This is a genomic window from Mycobacterium sp. (assembly GCF_965277065.1).
GTDB lineage: Bacteria > Actinomycetota > Actinomycetes > Mycobacteriales > Mycobacteriaceae > Mycobacterium.
The window spans coordinates 487,585-501,567 of record NZ_CBDIBT010000016.1; the positions used below are offsets into that span (position 1 = coordinate 487,585).

The 13,983-nt window shown below is 62.1% G+C and carries 17 protein-coding genes; 7 read left to right on the forward strand and 10 right to left on the reverse strand.

The window, feature by feature from the left end:
* Positions 1–69: 69 nt before the first annotated feature.
* From ACQY5A_RS08160 to ACQY5A_RS08195, 8 genes are all read right to left on the reverse strand, one after another.
* Positions 70–237, reverse strand: a complete 168-nt coding sequence (locus tag ACQY5A_RS08160; protein ID WP_428339859.1) for a hypothetical protein — start codon at positions 235–237, stop codon at positions 70–72.
* Between the two features lie 212 nt (positions 238–449).
* Positions 450–740: a hypothetical protein gene (locus ACQY5A_RS08165; protein ID WP_428339860.1), complete on the reverse strand. Its 291-nt coding sequence runs from the start codon at positions 738–740 to the stop codon at positions 450–452.
* A 784-nt stretch (positions 741–1,524) separates the two neighbouring features.
* Positions 1,525–2,229, reverse strand: coding sequence for a TetR/AcrR family transcriptional regulator (locus tag ACQY5A_RS08170; RefSeq protein WP_428339861.1), 705 nt, complete (start codon positions 2,227–2,229; stop codon positions 1,525–1,527).
* Positions 2,226–2,588, reverse strand: a complete 363-nt coding sequence (locus tag ACQY5A_RS08175; protein ID WP_428339862.1) for a non-heme iron oxygenase ferredoxin subunit — start codon at positions 2,586–2,588, stop codon at positions 2,226–2,228. The genes ACQY5A_RS08170 and ACQY5A_RS08175 overlap by 4 nt, the downstream gene beginning before the upstream one ends.
* A gap of 56 nt (positions 2,589–2,644) precedes the next feature.
* Positions 2,645–3,424, reverse strand: coding sequence for an SDR family NAD(P)-dependent oxidoreductase (locus ACQY5A_RS08180; RefSeq protein ID WP_428339863.1), 780 nt, complete (start codon positions 3,422–3,424; stop codon positions 2,645–2,647).
* Between the two features lie 12 nt (positions 3,425–3,436).
* Entirely contained in the window at positions 3,437–3,937 is a 501-nt protein-coding gene (locus tag ACQY5A_RS08185) for an aromatic-ring-hydroxylating dioxygenase subunit beta (RefSeq protein WP_428339864.1), read from the reverse strand.
* Entirely contained in the window at positions 3,934–5,268 is a 1,335-nt protein-coding gene (locus ACQY5A_RS08190; protein WP_428339865.1) for an aromatic ring-hydroxylating oxygenase subunit alpha, read from the reverse strand. The genes ACQY5A_RS08185 and ACQY5A_RS08190 overlap by 4 nt, the downstream gene beginning before the upstream one ends.
* 43 nt (positions 5,269–5,311) lie before the next feature.
* On the reverse strand, positions 5,312–6,277 hold the full coding sequence (locus ACQY5A_RS08195) for a VOC family protein (RefSeq protein WP_428339866.1): 966 nt from the start codon (positions 6,275–6,277) through the stop codon (positions 5,312–5,314).
* Between the two features lie 322 nt (positions 6,278–6,599).
* Between ACQY5A_RS08195 and ACQY5A_RS08200 the strand changes: the two genes are divergently transcribed.
* From ACQY5A_RS08200 to ACQY5A_RS08215, 4 genes are all read left to right on the forward strand, one after another.
* Positions 6,600–7,340, forward strand: a complete 741-nt coding sequence (locus ACQY5A_RS08200; protein WP_428339867.1) for an IclR family transcriptional regulator — start codon at positions 6,600–6,602, stop codon at positions 7,338–7,340.
* 196 nt (positions 7,341–7,536) lie between these two features.
* Positions 7,537–8,718: an NAD(P)/FAD-dependent oxidoreductase gene (locus ACQY5A_RS08205; RefSeq protein ID WP_428339868.1), complete on the forward strand. Its 1,182-nt coding sequence runs from the start codon at positions 7,537–7,539 to the stop codon at positions 8,716–8,718.
* Positions 8,715–9,482, forward strand: a complete 768-nt coding sequence (locus ACQY5A_RS08210) for a CoA transferase subunit A (RefSeq protein ID WP_428339869.1) — start codon at positions 8,715–8,717, stop codon at positions 9,480–9,482. Before ACQY5A_RS08205 ends, ACQY5A_RS08210 begins: the two co-directional genes overlap by 4 nt.
* Entirely contained in the window at positions 9,479–10,120 is a 642-nt protein-coding gene (locus tag ACQY5A_RS08215) for a CoA transferase subunit B (protein WP_428339870.1), read from the forward strand. The genes ACQY5A_RS08210 and ACQY5A_RS08215 overlap by 4 nt, the downstream gene beginning before the upstream one ends.
* A 32-nt stretch (positions 10,121–10,152) precedes the next feature.
* Here ACQY5A_RS08215 and ACQY5A_RS08220 read toward each other — a convergent pair whose 3' ends face one another.
* Both ACQY5A_RS08220 and ACQY5A_RS08225 read right to left on the reverse strand, forming a co-directional pair.
* Positions 10,153–10,449, reverse strand: a complete 297-nt coding sequence (locus tag ACQY5A_RS08220; RefSeq protein ID WP_428339871.1) for a hypothetical protein — start codon at positions 10,447–10,449, stop codon at positions 10,153–10,155.
* A gap of 11 nt (positions 10,450–10,460) precedes the next feature.
* Positions 10,461–11,432, reverse strand: coding sequence for an alpha/beta fold hydrolase (locus tag ACQY5A_RS08225; RefSeq protein WP_428339872.1), 972 nt, complete (start codon positions 11,430–11,432; stop codon positions 10,461–10,463).
* A gap of 398 nt (positions 11,433–11,830) precedes the next feature.
* Here ACQY5A_RS08225 and ACQY5A_RS08230 point away from each other — a divergent pair, with 398 nt between their 5' ends.
* From ACQY5A_RS08230 to ACQY5A_RS08240, 3 genes are read left to right on the forward strand one after another with little or no spacing between them, the layout of a single operon-like run.
* Complete coding sequence (locus tag ACQY5A_RS08230) at positions 11,831–12,019, forward strand: cytochrome c oxidase subunit 3 (protein WP_428339873.1); 189 nt, start codon at positions 11,831–11,833, stop codon at positions 12,017–12,019.
* Between the two features lie 4 nt (positions 12,020–12,023).
* Positions 12,024–12,281, forward strand: coding sequence for a cytochrome C oxidase subunit IV family protein (locus ACQY5A_RS08235; RefSeq protein WP_428339874.1), 258 nt, complete (start codon positions 12,024–12,026; stop codon positions 12,279–12,281).
* A 54-nt stretch (positions 12,282–12,335) separates the two neighbouring features.
* Complete coding sequence (locus tag ACQY5A_RS08240) at positions 12,336–13,943, forward strand: phytoene desaturase family protein (RefSeq protein WP_428339875.1); 1,608 nt, start codon at positions 12,336–12,338, stop codon at positions 13,941–13,943.
* The last annotated feature ends 40 nt before the right edge of the window (positions 13,944–13,983 follow it).

Sequence of the window (13,983 nt, forward strand, 5' to 3'; positions counted from 1 at the left end):
GAATCGGTATCAGCACGCGAATGGGCGCTCATCGAGTACGAAGAAAGCTGCGAGGCGACGGCCTGCACTTCAGAGGAGCGCGAAATGCGCTGCGGCCACCAACCCCGCGCGAGTGTGTTGACCATCGCCAAGAAGTAACTCGACCTCGCTGGCGTCAACCATAACCTCGATCTCGTCGGCGGTAATCGGCTCATCGGCTTCACGCATCGACTCCAGACTCCAGATCGGTTCGGCCACGCCGCAAGTGACCAGCCGTGGTCTCTACTTCCCCCCACGGTTCCAGACACTGGCCGTGCGGATCCGACGACCTGCGGCATCGGCCTCACGCCCCTCATCGTGGCGGCCGTGCAGATTCTTGTCAACGTATCCGTAGAAGCAAATTCTCTACGAAGTCCGTTGACTGGGCGACAATACGACAATTTCATCAACGTTGGCGTTGAGTCCGTCACTCATGCGGCTCGACGACCTACCAAGCTGAGGCAACTGGGAAACCGTAGCGGGCCGATCTCCCGAACGCAGCCCACCACCCCGCTGGCCGCGCCCAACAACGACGTCGCCCCGACCTGATTGACCAGACCCGAGGTCACCACCGTTACCAACGCACCAAACGGAATCGCCATCATTAAGGCAGGAATCGCCGTCACTTTGAACAGCGCCCACGCCTGCACCAACGCCTCGCCGACCGGCAACTTGAACGACAACGTATCGGTGACTACGTACCGCAGCACTTGAAGCAACATCTGAAAACCGCGACCCGTCGTCGCCGCACTGTTCCCAGGGGTATGAACGATCCGAGATACCGTGCGGCGGAACGTCGCTGTGGCCGTAGAACGTGCCCGCTGCAGCCCATTTTGGTGCTCCGGCGCCACAATCAGGGCCGTCGTGGACTCCGGCGGCGTAGCGATCCGAGCCATCATCCTCCACCAGTACGACGACCCAAAGACCGAGTCGTACCACGGCAACTATCAGCAGTGTCATTGGCCGCGGTATTGGCCACAGACGACGTTCATCGTGGCCGCCGTGCAGATTTTTGTCAACGTATACGTGGAAACAATATGAATGCGAAGACCGTTGACCTCTCTCGCGATAAGACCTTTGCGTCAACGTATACGTTGACTCCGACAGCCAAGGCTGCCAGCTCACCGTTAGATCGACCTGGACATTGGTTGGCTGCGGCGATCGTCAGCGCCCGCTCGGCACGCCTGTGTCGTTCAGCAGCGAATCGGGAAGCGCCGGCGGTCCCTCGGCTTGGGAAGCCTTAGTGTTCAATGAGTCTGTGCAGGCTGATTGTCCGGTTTGCGGTTGACTTGGCCGTAATCCGACGCACCGCCGTCGTCCGCACCCAGCAGTGTGGTGTCGAACGTCGACAGCAGCCGGTCGCCCCGGTGATGGTTGTGAACCCCGCGCTGAGCAGTCAATCTCGGGTGCCGCTATTCGGTTGCACCTCACTGAGTCAAGAGCACCAGCAGGTCCCGTTGGTCGAGAGCGGCAGGGCCGAAGTCCACGACGACACCCAGGTACGGGTCATTCGGCAGCCTGTAACGGCGACGGGCTGCCCCCTTCGTCGCTCGCGGTGGGTGCCGTTACTCCTAGACCATCGAGCAAGATGGTAACGAATAGCTCTGCTACGCTTGATATTTCCCACTCATCGCCCGGATCCAGCCATCGGTGCATCCAGTTGAGTGAACCTTGGATGACTAGTGCAGTCGCGTAGGAGCTGCCGACATTACGGAACTCGGAGGCCTCGATGCCGTCCCGGATTATGTCGTCCAGCGTCGACATGTACAGGTCGGCCAGCTCGGCTAGCCGGCGAAATTCGGCGTCGGCGCACGCATCGTCGCGACTCCGAACCCGCCGCATGTCCTCCTGAACGAAGATGTGCAGCGATGGGTAGTGGCGATTAAACGACGACACGATGTGCGTGATGAGGGCCGTGAGGCGTTCTCGCGCGGTGCCCGGTCCTGTGCTGATCGCCCGAGCGTAGGCAACCACATCTTCTGTCGACTCCAGGATCACCGCGCGGAACAGCTGCTCTTTGCTGCCGAAGTAGTAGTACAAGCTGGCTCGGTCGACACCAATGGCTTCGCTGATATCGTGCAAGCTGGTGCCCGAAAGGCCTTTGATGCGAAAGACTTCCGCAGCAGCCCTGATAAGGGCTCTTCGCCGGGTTGTGTAGTTGTGACTGGGCGCCTGGCCAGCCTTTTGGCGTTTGCGCGACAGTTCACTCATCCGGACCGGTTTCCGTTGCCGGCCACGTTGTCAGTCGCTGCGACATGGTGACCGTCCACATCCACCAGCACCCGCCCATCGGTAACGCTGACCGGATATGTCTTGAGTGCTTTCATGGCTGGCAGGCACAGGGCACGCCCGTCCCGGACGTCGAAGCGCGCCATGTGCAGTGAACACATCACTTCGTGCCCCTCCAGTTCGCCGTCCTCGCCGAGTGACCATTCCTCGTGACTGCACGAATCCTGCGTGGCATAGAAGTCTTCGCCGACGCGATACACCGCGATGTGCGGCGCGGCGGGCATCTGCCGCGCCTGGCCGTCGGCGAGGTCGCCGACGGTGAAAGCGAAGGTCAAAGACATGGTTTCCTCCGGGCTCGAAAAGGCTGTGGCCACGTCGGCGTGGCCGCGGTGTGAAGTCACAACATCGAGCTGCCACCGTTGACGCTCAAAATTTGTCCGGTGACGAATCCCGCGTCGTCGGATGCCAGATAGGCTGTCGCAGACGCGATTTCATCGACGGTTCCGCTGCGGCCAGCCGGAATGGAGCCACGAATTTGCTCAAGGAATCGCTCATGTTCCCGCCTGTCGTGTTCGGGCATCCGCTCCACTAATGCCGCATGCTCAGGCGTGATCACCATCGCTGGCGCGACCACGTTGAAAGTGATGTTGTATTGGGCGAACTCACGGGCCAAGCCGGGTGTCACGCCGTGGACGGCGCCCTTGGCGGCGCTGTAGACGGCGTGCTGCCATAGCCCGTTGCGAACGGATTCCGCACCGATGCTTACTACTCGGCCGTAGTTGCGTTCGATCATGTGCGGGATCATCTCGATGGTGGTGTAGAGCATCGTCCACAGATTGCGGTCAAACGTTTCGTGAAGCGTGGCGTCGGTGTGTGTGAGCGTTGGCCGGATGACGCCTCCACCGGCATTGTTGACGAGGATGTCGACGTGCCCGAACGCATCAGTCGCGGCGTCGACGAGTCTCTGGGCGCCCGCGCGCTGGCTGAGATCGGCGACCACCCCGATGGCGCCACTGGTGCCGTTGGCCGGTATCGACGGAAGCGCCTTTTCCAGACTTTGTTCGTTCACATCGGCCAGGCAGACCCTGACTCCGAGGGATACCAGATGGCGTGCGATACCGAGACCGAGGCCGCTGGCGGCGCCGGTCACGACCGCTGTTCGTCCGCTGATGTTCACTGTCGCTCTGACTCAGAGGATGATGCTGATCTTGCCGTGTGGGTCCAGGACATCTTGGTCCAAGATCGCTTTGCGGCGACGGATCTTCCACTCGTCCGCCTCGAGGGTGAGGTCGTATTCGTAGCGCCCCACATAGGTGACTTCAATGCCGTTCCTCACTCGGTGTACCGCGAAGTTGGCGCCCACCCAGATCTGACCGCTGTCGGCATCGATGATCCGCACGTTGGTGATGAAACGGCGTGTTCTGGAGTGCGGAAATTCAGCATGTGCGGTCGGCTTCGTCAGCCGGATCACGCGCTGCTCAAGCATGGGTCGACGGTCATGGATGAGCGCGAAGGTTTCGGCCGGATCGTCGTCGGGCCGATCCGGCGCGGGTACCTCGTAGACGCAGTCGATGGTGAAAAGGTCCAACCATTCTTCGAGGCGCCACTCGTCCAGGAGCGCGGCCTCGTGGTAGAGGAAGTCTTCAACATCCGCACGGGTTAACGTCGCGGCGGACAGGACGCCGGTCACTGTGTTATCCCGCTGCTTGAGGTCTCCAGTACCGGCTGTGCTTCCGGTCGCTCGAGATATGAAGTGCCATAAGGGGATCCCTCCGAGACGGTGCTTTCACCAGTGATCGACGCGTTCCATTGGCGCCAGAAGCAGCGCATTTGAAGTTCGTCCACGGCGGTCGGCTGTGGTGAGCTCATGCCCCGGGAGATGTCGGACCACTCGATCTCCCGCATCGAGGAGAAGCCTCGCTGACACTGCTCAAGGCCCTCAACGTCGTCGGGCGTCGCAAGGCCGGCCGGCCCCCAGAAGGTGAGGGCGTTGTCGATTCGGTAGCGCTTCAGTGCCTCCGAAACGTCCTTCGGCATGAGTTGCCAGCCGGTGATCTCGGTGCGGTCGGGAGCGAGCGGGTACATCGTGCGTACCTGGATCCCGAAGTTGAGGTCGACGATCGCCATGTTGGGAAAAATGATGAGGTTACGGGTGGTGTTCAGCATCCGTTTTGTGCGGGCCTCGCCAATTCGGTCCGCCATTTCCGTGCGCCGCAAGACGGTCGCCGCCAGAATCTCTTCCGACATCAACGGCATGCCGAGTTCCGGACTCTCCACTACGGCGTGACCGTTGCCGAGATCCCATCCGGCGCCGCGGCCTTGCTCGGCGACCAGGCCCGGGGTGACCCCGAGGTTCAGCATCATCTCGAAGTAAGTTTGGTGCACCGTGAAGGCGTGATATCCGTCGCAGCTGTTCTCCATCAGCAGCTTCCAATTTGCGCGCATGGAGTAGTTGTGAGTTCCGTGCACGATGTACATGCCCGTCGACGATTGGTCGGCGACGAGGTCGATGAGGTGCTTGGCGTCCGCCAAATACGTTTCCAGATCAGGCGCATCGGCGCCGAACGTGAGATAAGTGAAACCGCGGTAGGTTTCGGCTCGGGGCTTGAAGAGGCCGTGTTCGCCGCGGTCGAATGCTTCGCTGTAGCGATCACCGTCGGGCACGCTGACCAACGTGCCTTGGTTGGTGTAGGCCCAGCCGTGGTAAAAGCAGGTAAAGATCTTGCGGTTGCCACGGCGTTCGCGGCAGACCTCGGCCCCGCGGTGGCGGCAGCTGTTGAGCATGACGTGGACGTGGCCCTGCTTGTCTCTGGTGTAGATCACCGTCCGCCCGCCGACCCGCCTGGTCTGAAAGTCGTTCGGGTCGGGGATCTCTGACTCATGCCCGACGTAAAGCCAGCTTTTACCGAAAATCTCTTCCTGCTCGCGCTTAAAAATCTCCTCGGATGTGAAGGCGGACCGGTGGATTCGGAACAACCCCTTATCCCGATCGTCGACTACCAACTTGTCTGGAGTGGTCACAATATGTTGCCTCTCGCTTCGGGTGCGCTGTTGGGAAACGTGGTCACGCGTCGTGGACTGGTTGCGCGCCGACTGGGGGCGATTCGACGGCCTGTCCGCGGTCGCTTTCGATCGGTTCGCTGACGTCGGGGATAATAAGGGCCCGCGACGACGGTTCGACCGGCAGATCCGGTAACGCCGACAGCCAGATGTCAGCAGTTTCGGGGGCCATCGGCAGAATCCTCGCCTTATGTGTCGCATCGTCCACCTGCGGATGGCCCGTGCAGAATTCGACGGCAAAGCCTCGCGCTTCATCCTGCATATAGACCCCAATGGAGCCCGATGGAGCGTGGCGGAGCAGGTCGTCGCGCAACTTGACACCGTGACGTATTGCATTGTTGCGGAAACGCATAACGTCGTCGATGGACTCGACCTGCACACAGAAGTGGTTGAACGCCGAGCGCTGTCCCCTCAGCAACACAAGCGAATGGTGATACCTGTCGCCGGCCCGTAAAAATGCAACTTTGTCAGCGATCCAATCTGATGGCTTGAAGCCAAGGACCTCTTGATAGAAACGGGTGGTGGTGTCGAACTGCGCCGTCTCCCAGCCGCCATGCAAGAACTTCTCCATTTTAACACCAGTGTTGACCGGTGCGACGCCGCGCTCGTACATCCCCGAAAACAGTTCAATGTCGGTTCCGCCAGGGTCGGTGAATCGAAGCCAGTGGGACACGCGGTCGGCCGCAGGGTTGCCCCCCTCTTCGAACTCGATGTTCCAGCTTTTCAACTCGTCGCGGACCTGCCCGAGGCTTTCTTCACCGGTGACCTCGTACCCGATGCGCTTGACTCCCTGTCCGTTTCCTTCTTCTAGCCGCACCCAGTGGTGTTCTCGCCCGCCGGTCATGAACGCAGTCGATCCGACGACCTCGGTGAGGTCGAGGCGGGCGAATCTCGAGTAAAACTCTTTGGCTTCGACGAGATCGCTCACGCCGATGGCCAGGTAACCGAACCTGTGGACGATATCTTTCATGCACATTCCCGTCTGAGCTGCGAGCCGTCGGTCGTCAGTTGGTGGCCGGTGACCAGCCCGTCGGAGCCCCGCAGCCTCTTCCTTTGTGTACTAGCGGTTTATGGCACGCCGGCCGTGCTGCCAAGGTTCGCGTTCCGCATCGCGGGACCGGATGGCGTGATGACCGCCGGTCGGATTCCATCCGGCCGAGGATCGAGTGGTTTTCAACACGCACGTTGACTGCGGAGCGTCGGTTCCGTAGTGTTGCTCCCGTCACACCGCTCCACATGCCATTTCGCCGTATCGGTCCAACCCCGCGCTTCTGTGATCCCAAGGAGGCCAGATGACTGCAGCGGCACCGCCTCGGTCACCCACAGAATCATTGATCTCGACCTTCGCGCAGACGTCGACCGTCCGCGACGGCGGATCGGCGTTGGGCACGAGCGTCGGCAAGGCGTTGGCGGTGCTGGACTCTTTCCGTGGCGGCGGTTCGCTGCTCGGGGTCTCGCAGATCGCGGGTCGTGCGCGCATTCCCAAGAGCACCGCACATCGTCTGCTGGGGGTGCTGGTCGATCATGGATACGTCGAACGGGTCGACGCGCGTTACCGGCTGGGTCGTGCCGCCTTCGAGCTTGGAAACATGGTCGCCGAGTGCCGGCCGCGTAGTCTGCGCTCGGTTGCCATCCCGTACATGTCCGACCTGTACCGGACATTCGGTGCAACAGTGCATCTGGCGGTGCTCGACGGAATGGATGTGCTCTACGTCGAGAAGATCTATGGGCACGATGGAGTAGAGCTGCCCAGCCAGATCGGTGGCCGGATTCCAGCTCTGTGTACGGCACTGGGAAAGGCAATGCTGGCGTTCTCGGCCGAGGCAACGCTGGAGCGTGCCCTTTCGGCTCGTGTGCCGCGACTGACCGTCAAGACCATGACTAACACCGCAATTCTGCGAGCGTCGTTGATCAAGGCGCGCGAGAGCGGAGTTGCCCACGACAACGAAGGGATCATCACTGGGCGCACATTGCATCGCAGCTCCTATCCTGCGTCCGTTCCACCGCCGAGGTCCTCGGCGCCATTTCCATGAGCTTCCTGTTGACGGACAAGGTGACTCCCGAGTTAGAACGAGGACTCAGTCAGGCGGCCGCGTCAATCGGCGCAAAGTGCTCATAGCCGCATTGCCCGCTCTGCACCGATCAGTTGCACGGCAGGGTTGCGAGACGGCTTCGTTCCGCAGGGCGGCATGGCCCTGGGTGTGGCCCGCGGGAATCAGCATGAAAAATATGGGTGCAGTAATCATCGGCGCGTCGCTCGCCGGCCTACGAACGGCCGAGGCGCTGCGTGCCCGGGGGTACGGCGAGTGCATCACGCTGGTGGGCGCGGAACCGGGGCTGCCGTACGATCGGCCGCCGCTGTCCAAGGAATATTTGTCCTCGGATCACTCCGGCGAGGTGCCCCTACTGCGCGACGAAGTGGCCTTCGCCGAACTCGAACTCGAATTACGAGCGGAGACCCGCGCCACGCGGCTGAATCAGGATCGTCGACGAGTTTGCCTGTCGAACGGGGACGAGGTGCCTTACGACCATGTGGTGATTGCGACGGGTGCCGATGCTCGCCGACTGCCGCTCAGCGAAGGGGTGGACGGCTTCCGGACGTTGCGCACGTTGGCCGATGCAGACCTCCTTCGCGCCGACTTCGACCGACGCCCCAAGGTAGTGGTCCTAGGCGGTGGGTTCATCGGCGCGGAAGTCGCTGCGGCCGCCCGTGCGCGTGATCTCGACGTCGACCTCGTCGAACTCCTGCCGGCACCCATGTCGGGTGCGCTGGGGCCGACGGTCGGAGCGCTGTTGGCTGACCTGCATACCGACCACGGCGTGCGGCTGCATTGCGGGGTCACGGTCGCGCGGGTCTTTGGAGCGCCACGAGTGGAGAAGGTTGAATTGTCCAACGGTACGGTTTTGGATGCCGACGTGGTAGTAATGGGTCTCGGCGTCGTCCCGACAACAGCCTGGCTGCGTGACAGCGGTCTGGAGGTCGACAACGGGGTCAAGTGCGACGACCGTCTGCGAGCCATCGGCTGGCCCGGCGTTTACGCGGTCGGCGACGTCGCCCGTTGGACGCACCCGATCTTCGACGAGTCCATCCGCGTCGAACATTGGACCAACGCAAATGAGCACGCGGACGTCGTCGCTTCGGCGATCATGGGAGAGCCGCGCGTCGCCGGAGCCGTGCCCTACGTCTGGTCGGATCAGTACAACCGCAAGATTCAGATCGTCGGACGCCCCGCTGCTGGCGACAACATCACGCTGATCAACGATCCCGCAGATGGCCTGCACGTCGCGGTGTACGAGCGTTGGGGCAGAGTCGTCGGCACCCTCACCGTCGATGCTCCAAGGACGATGTTGCGCGGCCGACGCGCGATTGCGACCGGTACATCCGCCGCGGAACTGGTGGCAGGCCTGTGAGCAGCAAGGTGTTGGACGCGGCCGCTGACGCGGTGGCCGACATCGGTCACGGGGCAAGCCTGGCCGTAGGTGGATTCGGGCTGTGCGGCATACCTGATGTGCTGATCGGCGCAATCGTAGCGACGGGCAGTGCAGACCTCGAGATCATCTCCAACAACTGCGGCGTCGACGGATGGGGACTGGGTCTTCTGTTGTCGGCCGGCAGGATTCGCCGCATCGTCGCCTCGTACGTGGGGGAGAATAAGGAGTTTGCCCGACAGTATCTATACGGCGAATTGGAAGTTGAACTAACGCCGCAGGGCACCCTCGCAGAACGGCTAAGGGCCGGGGGCGCCGGGATTCCCGCCTTCTTCACCCCGGCCGGCGCCGGCAGCCTGGTGAGCGAGGGCGGGCTGCCGTTGCGCTACAACACTGACGGCTCCGTCGCGCTGGCCTCTGAGCCCAAGGAGACCCGAATGTTCGGCGAGCGGCCCCATGTGCTGGAAACCGCGTTGCGCGCAGATTTCGCGTTAGTACACGCAGCTCTCGGCGACACCGACGGCAACCTCGTCTTCAACAAGACTGCGATGAATTTCAATCCGCTCGTCGCAATGGCTGGCCGGATCACTATCGCTCAGGTTGAGCATCTCGTCGAGCCGGGCGAGATCGAGCCCGGCCAGGTTCACCTTCCCGGTATTTTCGTGCAGCGCATCGTGTGTACCGGAGCCCAGGAGAAACGCATCGAGAAGCGGACGGTCTGGGCCGGCACCGAGAGTGCCTCGTGACCGCATCGGGGTGGACGCGCGATCAGATAGCGGCCCGGGCCGCGGCCGAGCTCCGAGACGGCGAATATGTCAACCTGGGCATTGGGCTGCCCACCTTGATCCCCGGCTTCTTGCCGCCCGGCGTCAAGGTGGTACTGCACTCAGAGAACGGGATACTGGGTACCGGTCCGTATCCGGCCGACGACTGCGTCGACGCCGATCTCATAAATGCGGGCAAGGAGACGGTGACGGTCAACGCGGGCTCGTCGTTCTTCGACTCGGCGCTGTCGTTCGCGATGATCCGTGGCGGACATATTGATACCGCCGTGCTCGGTGCGATGCAGGTGTCTCGTGGAGGTGACCTCGCAAATTGGATGGTCCCAGGCAAGATGGTCAAGGGCATGGGTGGTGCGATGGATCTCGTTCACGGCGCCGGCCGCGTGATCGTGGTGATGGAGCATTGCGACCGTGACGGCAATCCGAAGATCGTCGATCGCTGTTCGCTTCCGTTGACCGGCCGGTGTGTGGTGGATCGGATCATCACCAACCTTGCCGTCATCGACCGCGTAGACACGCGGCTTTATCTGCGCGAATGCGCGCCGGGGGTGAGCGTCGAGCAGGTGAGTCAGAGCACCGCGACTGAGCTCAACGCCGAGTGAACTCCCCGCCGTCGAGCGCAGATAAGTCGTTGTCAAGCGTGTCGGTCTTGGCCTTCGCCGACGTGTTGGCGATCTCCGGCCATCACCTGCGGGCCGTGATTGACGACGACGGTGGTGGCTTGACCGCGGACGAACCATACGTCGGAATTGTCGGCAGGCTGTAGCGGCTCGATTTCGATGGCTGTGAACTCTTGGCCGTCCGCGTCGTGCAGTCCGACAGTGATGTGCACTGCGCATCCCGCGGTCTCGATACGCAGCAGCTTGTCCGCACCCCCGGCGTGGTGCGTGATGATCTTCACCGATGTCCTGACGTAGGCCCATCCGGCCACTGTGGAATGGTCTAGACGTTGGCCTTTTGGCGCTGTTCCACCAGCTCCGGTATCTCGGGACGGCGATCTGAAACTCCGGCGCGGTCGGCGGTTTCCCGGCTAACCCGGCCATCGCGGAAGAACTCCGTAAAGACCTGGGCGAACAGTTCCGGTTGATCGGTCTGCCCTTGGTGCCCGCAGTCGTCGGGATAGAAGAATTGCACTCGCGGCAGTGCGTCCTCGACGCGGTGGCCGAGCTCATGAACGGGAAGGATGACGTCGTTCTTCCCGTAGAGGCACAGCGCCGGTATCTCGAGACGGTCAAGCCGATTCTTCGTCGACATCGCGATCGCAATGTCCGGCGGGACCTCGCCACGCACCGTGGCCTTCTGCCAGGCGATCCAGGAGTCCTTATGGAGGTCAGCCGAACGCATCCGCATCTCGAGGAGATCATCGGTGATCGCCTCTGGGTGGTGGATGATGGAATTCATCATCTTCTTCATCGTCTCGCGGGTGCCGTCCCACCCGACGTCGGCCTTGAGGTCCGTTGTCCCGAACGAGATGAGGTCGCCAACGGGCCCGGCGATGAGGATAAACCTCTTGACCCGATGCGGGTAGCGCACGACGTAGTGGGAGGTGTTGATACAGCCCATGGAATTCCCCGACAGGAAGAATTCGTCGAGGCACAACGCCTCGACGAATCGCTCCAGGAAGTTGATGTGCGAATAGGGCCCGTAGACCGGCCAGTACTGCGGGCTCGGGTCGGACAGTCCGAAGCCTGGTTGATCGGGACAGTAGACCCGGAAACCCGCCTGCGCCAAGAGCGGCGCCAGCATGCGCCATCCGGCCAACCCCGACGATCCGGGGATGCCACCGTGCAGCAGCACCACTGCGGGGCCGCTCTCCCCAGCGGTCGTGTAGTGCGCTCGTTCCCCATTGGCGAGACGGACCCAACGGCTCATCATGCCCGGTACGTCGATCAGTCCCTCGTTGGTTAAGGTCACGTCTACTGGATCCTTTCGCGTGCAATACATCCCACAAACCTGGCATCGACCGGGTCGTGAGGTATGCCGATGGTGGCTGGGATCGTTCAGACTGGCAAGGCTGCCATTTCGCTGAACGGAACTCGTCTGCGACGGATCGTCAATGGCTGTGATCCGCAGTGCGAGGTCGGGTCCAGCGGGAAGTGTCCACGGAACGGCGTTTCGGTCAACGGAACGACAGGCTCGTGCGCATCGGCATCGCTTCATAACGTCTCAGCCAGGACAACCCCCAATTAACCCGGGCCTGCATTACGCAGCATCCGGCCATATCTCGGCGGACTACAAACCCGGCTGATCGAGCGGCGAGCCACTAGAGGATCGATGGACGAAAACGAAGCCCGACTAGTCCGATTCTGTGGATGATCACCGGGATCCACCTAGTGCACCTCTTGGCAGGTGTCATCGCCCTGAGCGCTATTTCTTGGCGGTTGCGCAATGTCGCGAATCACGGACGGAGCCGAGTCTTCCTGGAATGCGGCGCGTCGTATTGGCACCTCGTCGACCTATTGTGGATGTTCACCTTCCCGCTGCTATACCTGGCGCGATGATCCCATGAATCAGACCAAGCAAGCCCTGGCGAACGCCTGGATCGGCTTAGTCGTTCTGAGCATCCTGTCGTTTGTGATCGCCGCCTCGTCCGGCATCGGCCCGGTCGTCGAGACCTTGATCGTAATCGTCGTCGCAGCGATGAAGGGACGAGTCATTCTCGTGTGGTTCATGGGCGCCCGATCCTTTCCGCCGGCGTGGCGGGTGTTCTTCAACATGTGGCTACTGGTCAATGCTGTCGTGATCGTCGGATTCACCTGGTGAGCCTGGCATGACAGACGAACGATATTGGTATTCATCGAAGAAACGGAATCTGACGTGAACATCACCGACCAAAAAACCTACGACGTCGTCATCATCGGCGGCGGACACAACGGACTGACCACGGCTTGCTACCTTGCCAAGGCCGGCCTTGAGGTGGCGGTGCTGGAAGCCGCTGATCAGATTGGCGGTATGACCGCATCGGGCACTCCGATTTCCACGGCGCCGCGGCACGTCGTCAATTACTGCGCAGCCGACCTCTTGTTCTGGTTATCCAGTCCGGTTGACCGCGAACTTCAACTCGAAGCTTTCGGGTTGAAAAAGATTGTGGTCGATCCATCCTATGTGTACCTCCATCCCGATGGAGCTTCCATCGCGGTCTGGAAGGATCCCCCGCGGACCGCCGATGAGATACGACTATTCTCGCGCGCGGACGCCGAGGCTTACCTGGAGTACGCCCGGTTCCTGGATGCGTTGTTCGACATCGTGTTTCCGTACATGCTGACAAATCCGCAGCGGCCGGATCTTCGGTCCATCATGAGCATGGCACGTGGCACCATCAAGCACCGTCGGCTACTGCGCCAGTTCGGTTACTTTCTGCTGGCCTCCGGCGAGGAGACCATCGACCAACGCTTCGAGCATCCGGTAACGCGGTCGCTGCTGTATTGCCTGGGTGCCGGCGCCAACCCGATCAATCAGCATGGCACGTCCCTGACGCACCTGTTCCTGGCCTTCTTGCATCGCAGCGGGACTGCCCGCCCGGTCGGTGGAATGCAGGCCATCCCTAACGCGCTTGCCAACCGGTTTACCGCCTTGGGCGGTACCATCTCGACGGGGTCCGAAGTCGCCGAGATCGTGGTGACCGGAGGCCGGGCAGCCGGGGTCCGCCTGACCGATGGACGCACATTCGCCGCACGCAGAGCCGTCGTGTCCACACCCGATCCGCGCACCACGCTGGCTAAGTTGCTGCCGGCGGGCACATTGTCAGGTGATCTTGCCGTCAAGGTGCGCCACATCCCTGCCAATAGCAGCGGAGCCGGCGCCATGAAGGCCGATCTTGCGTTGTCGGGGCGGCTCACGCTGAAGCGTCACCAACGGTGGCGCGGGGACGACGTTGACTTACGCGTACCCGCAGTGTTGGTGGGCACCTGCGATCAGATCCGCCGAGGTTGGAGCCGCGCAGCGGCGGGAATCGTGCCCGACGCAGATGACGTCGCGCTCTGGCCGGTCTTGCTAAACGGGGCAGATCCGTCCCAGGCGCCCGATGGCCAGGATTCGCTCTATCTTTTCGCCACCAACATGCCGCTGCACCCCGAGGGTGGGTGGAACCAATGGCGAGAGAAAGCAGCGAACACCATTGTCGAGCGTGCAGGCCAGTTCTACGACGGAATCGCAGAACTCGAGATCGGTAGGTGGGTGGAGACTCCCGAGTTGGCCGGCGAGCGGAACCGCGTCACCAACGGCGCCGCCATGCACGTCGACCATCTGCTCTTCAGCCAGGGCCCGTTGCGGCCGGCGATGGGCCTTGCGGGAAGCCGCCTTCCGGTCAAGGGGTTGGTTCTCGGCGGTGCCGGCACCCATCCCGGCGGCGGAGTGTCGGGCATACCCGGGCGGCGCGCAGCACGAAACATCCTGGCATCTCACGATGGTGGCGCGGCGACGTGACTCGGGCCGCCGTCAATTCCGGACGATCACGTTGTCGCGC

Coding starts and splice junctions, on each gene's coding strand:
- ACQY5A_RS08200 (WP_428339867.1), top strand. CDS start 6,600: ATGACTGCAGCGGCACCGCCTCGGTCACCCACAGAATCATTGATCTCG.
- ACQY5A_RS08165 (WP_428339860.1), bottom strand. CDS start 740: ATGTTGCTTCAAGTGCTGCGGTACGTAGTCACCGATACGTTGTCGTTC.
- ACQY5A_RS08235 (WP_428339874.1), top strand. CDS start 12,024: ATGAATCAGACCAAGCAAGCCCTGGCGAACGCCTGGATCGGCTTAGTC.
- ACQY5A_RS08205 (WP_428339868.1), top strand. CDS start 7,537: ATGGGTGCAGTAATCATCGGCGCGTCGCTCGCCGGCCTACGAACGGCC.
- ACQY5A_RS08170 (WP_428339861.1), bottom strand. CDS start 2,229: ATGAGTGAACTGTCGCGCAAACGCCAAAAGGCTGGCCAGGCGCCCAGT.
- ACQY5A_RS08175 (WP_428339862.1), bottom strand. CDS start 2,588: ATGTCTTTGACCTTCGCTTTCACCGTCGGCGACCTCGCCGACGGCCAG.
- ACQY5A_RS08230 (WP_428339873.1), top strand. CDS start 11,831: ATGATCACCGGGATCCACCTAGTGCACCTCTTGGCAGGTGTCATCGCC.
- ACQY5A_RS08195 (WP_428339866.1), bottom strand. CDS start 6,277: ATGAAAGATATCGTCCACAGGTTCGGTTACCTGGCCATCGGCGTGAGC.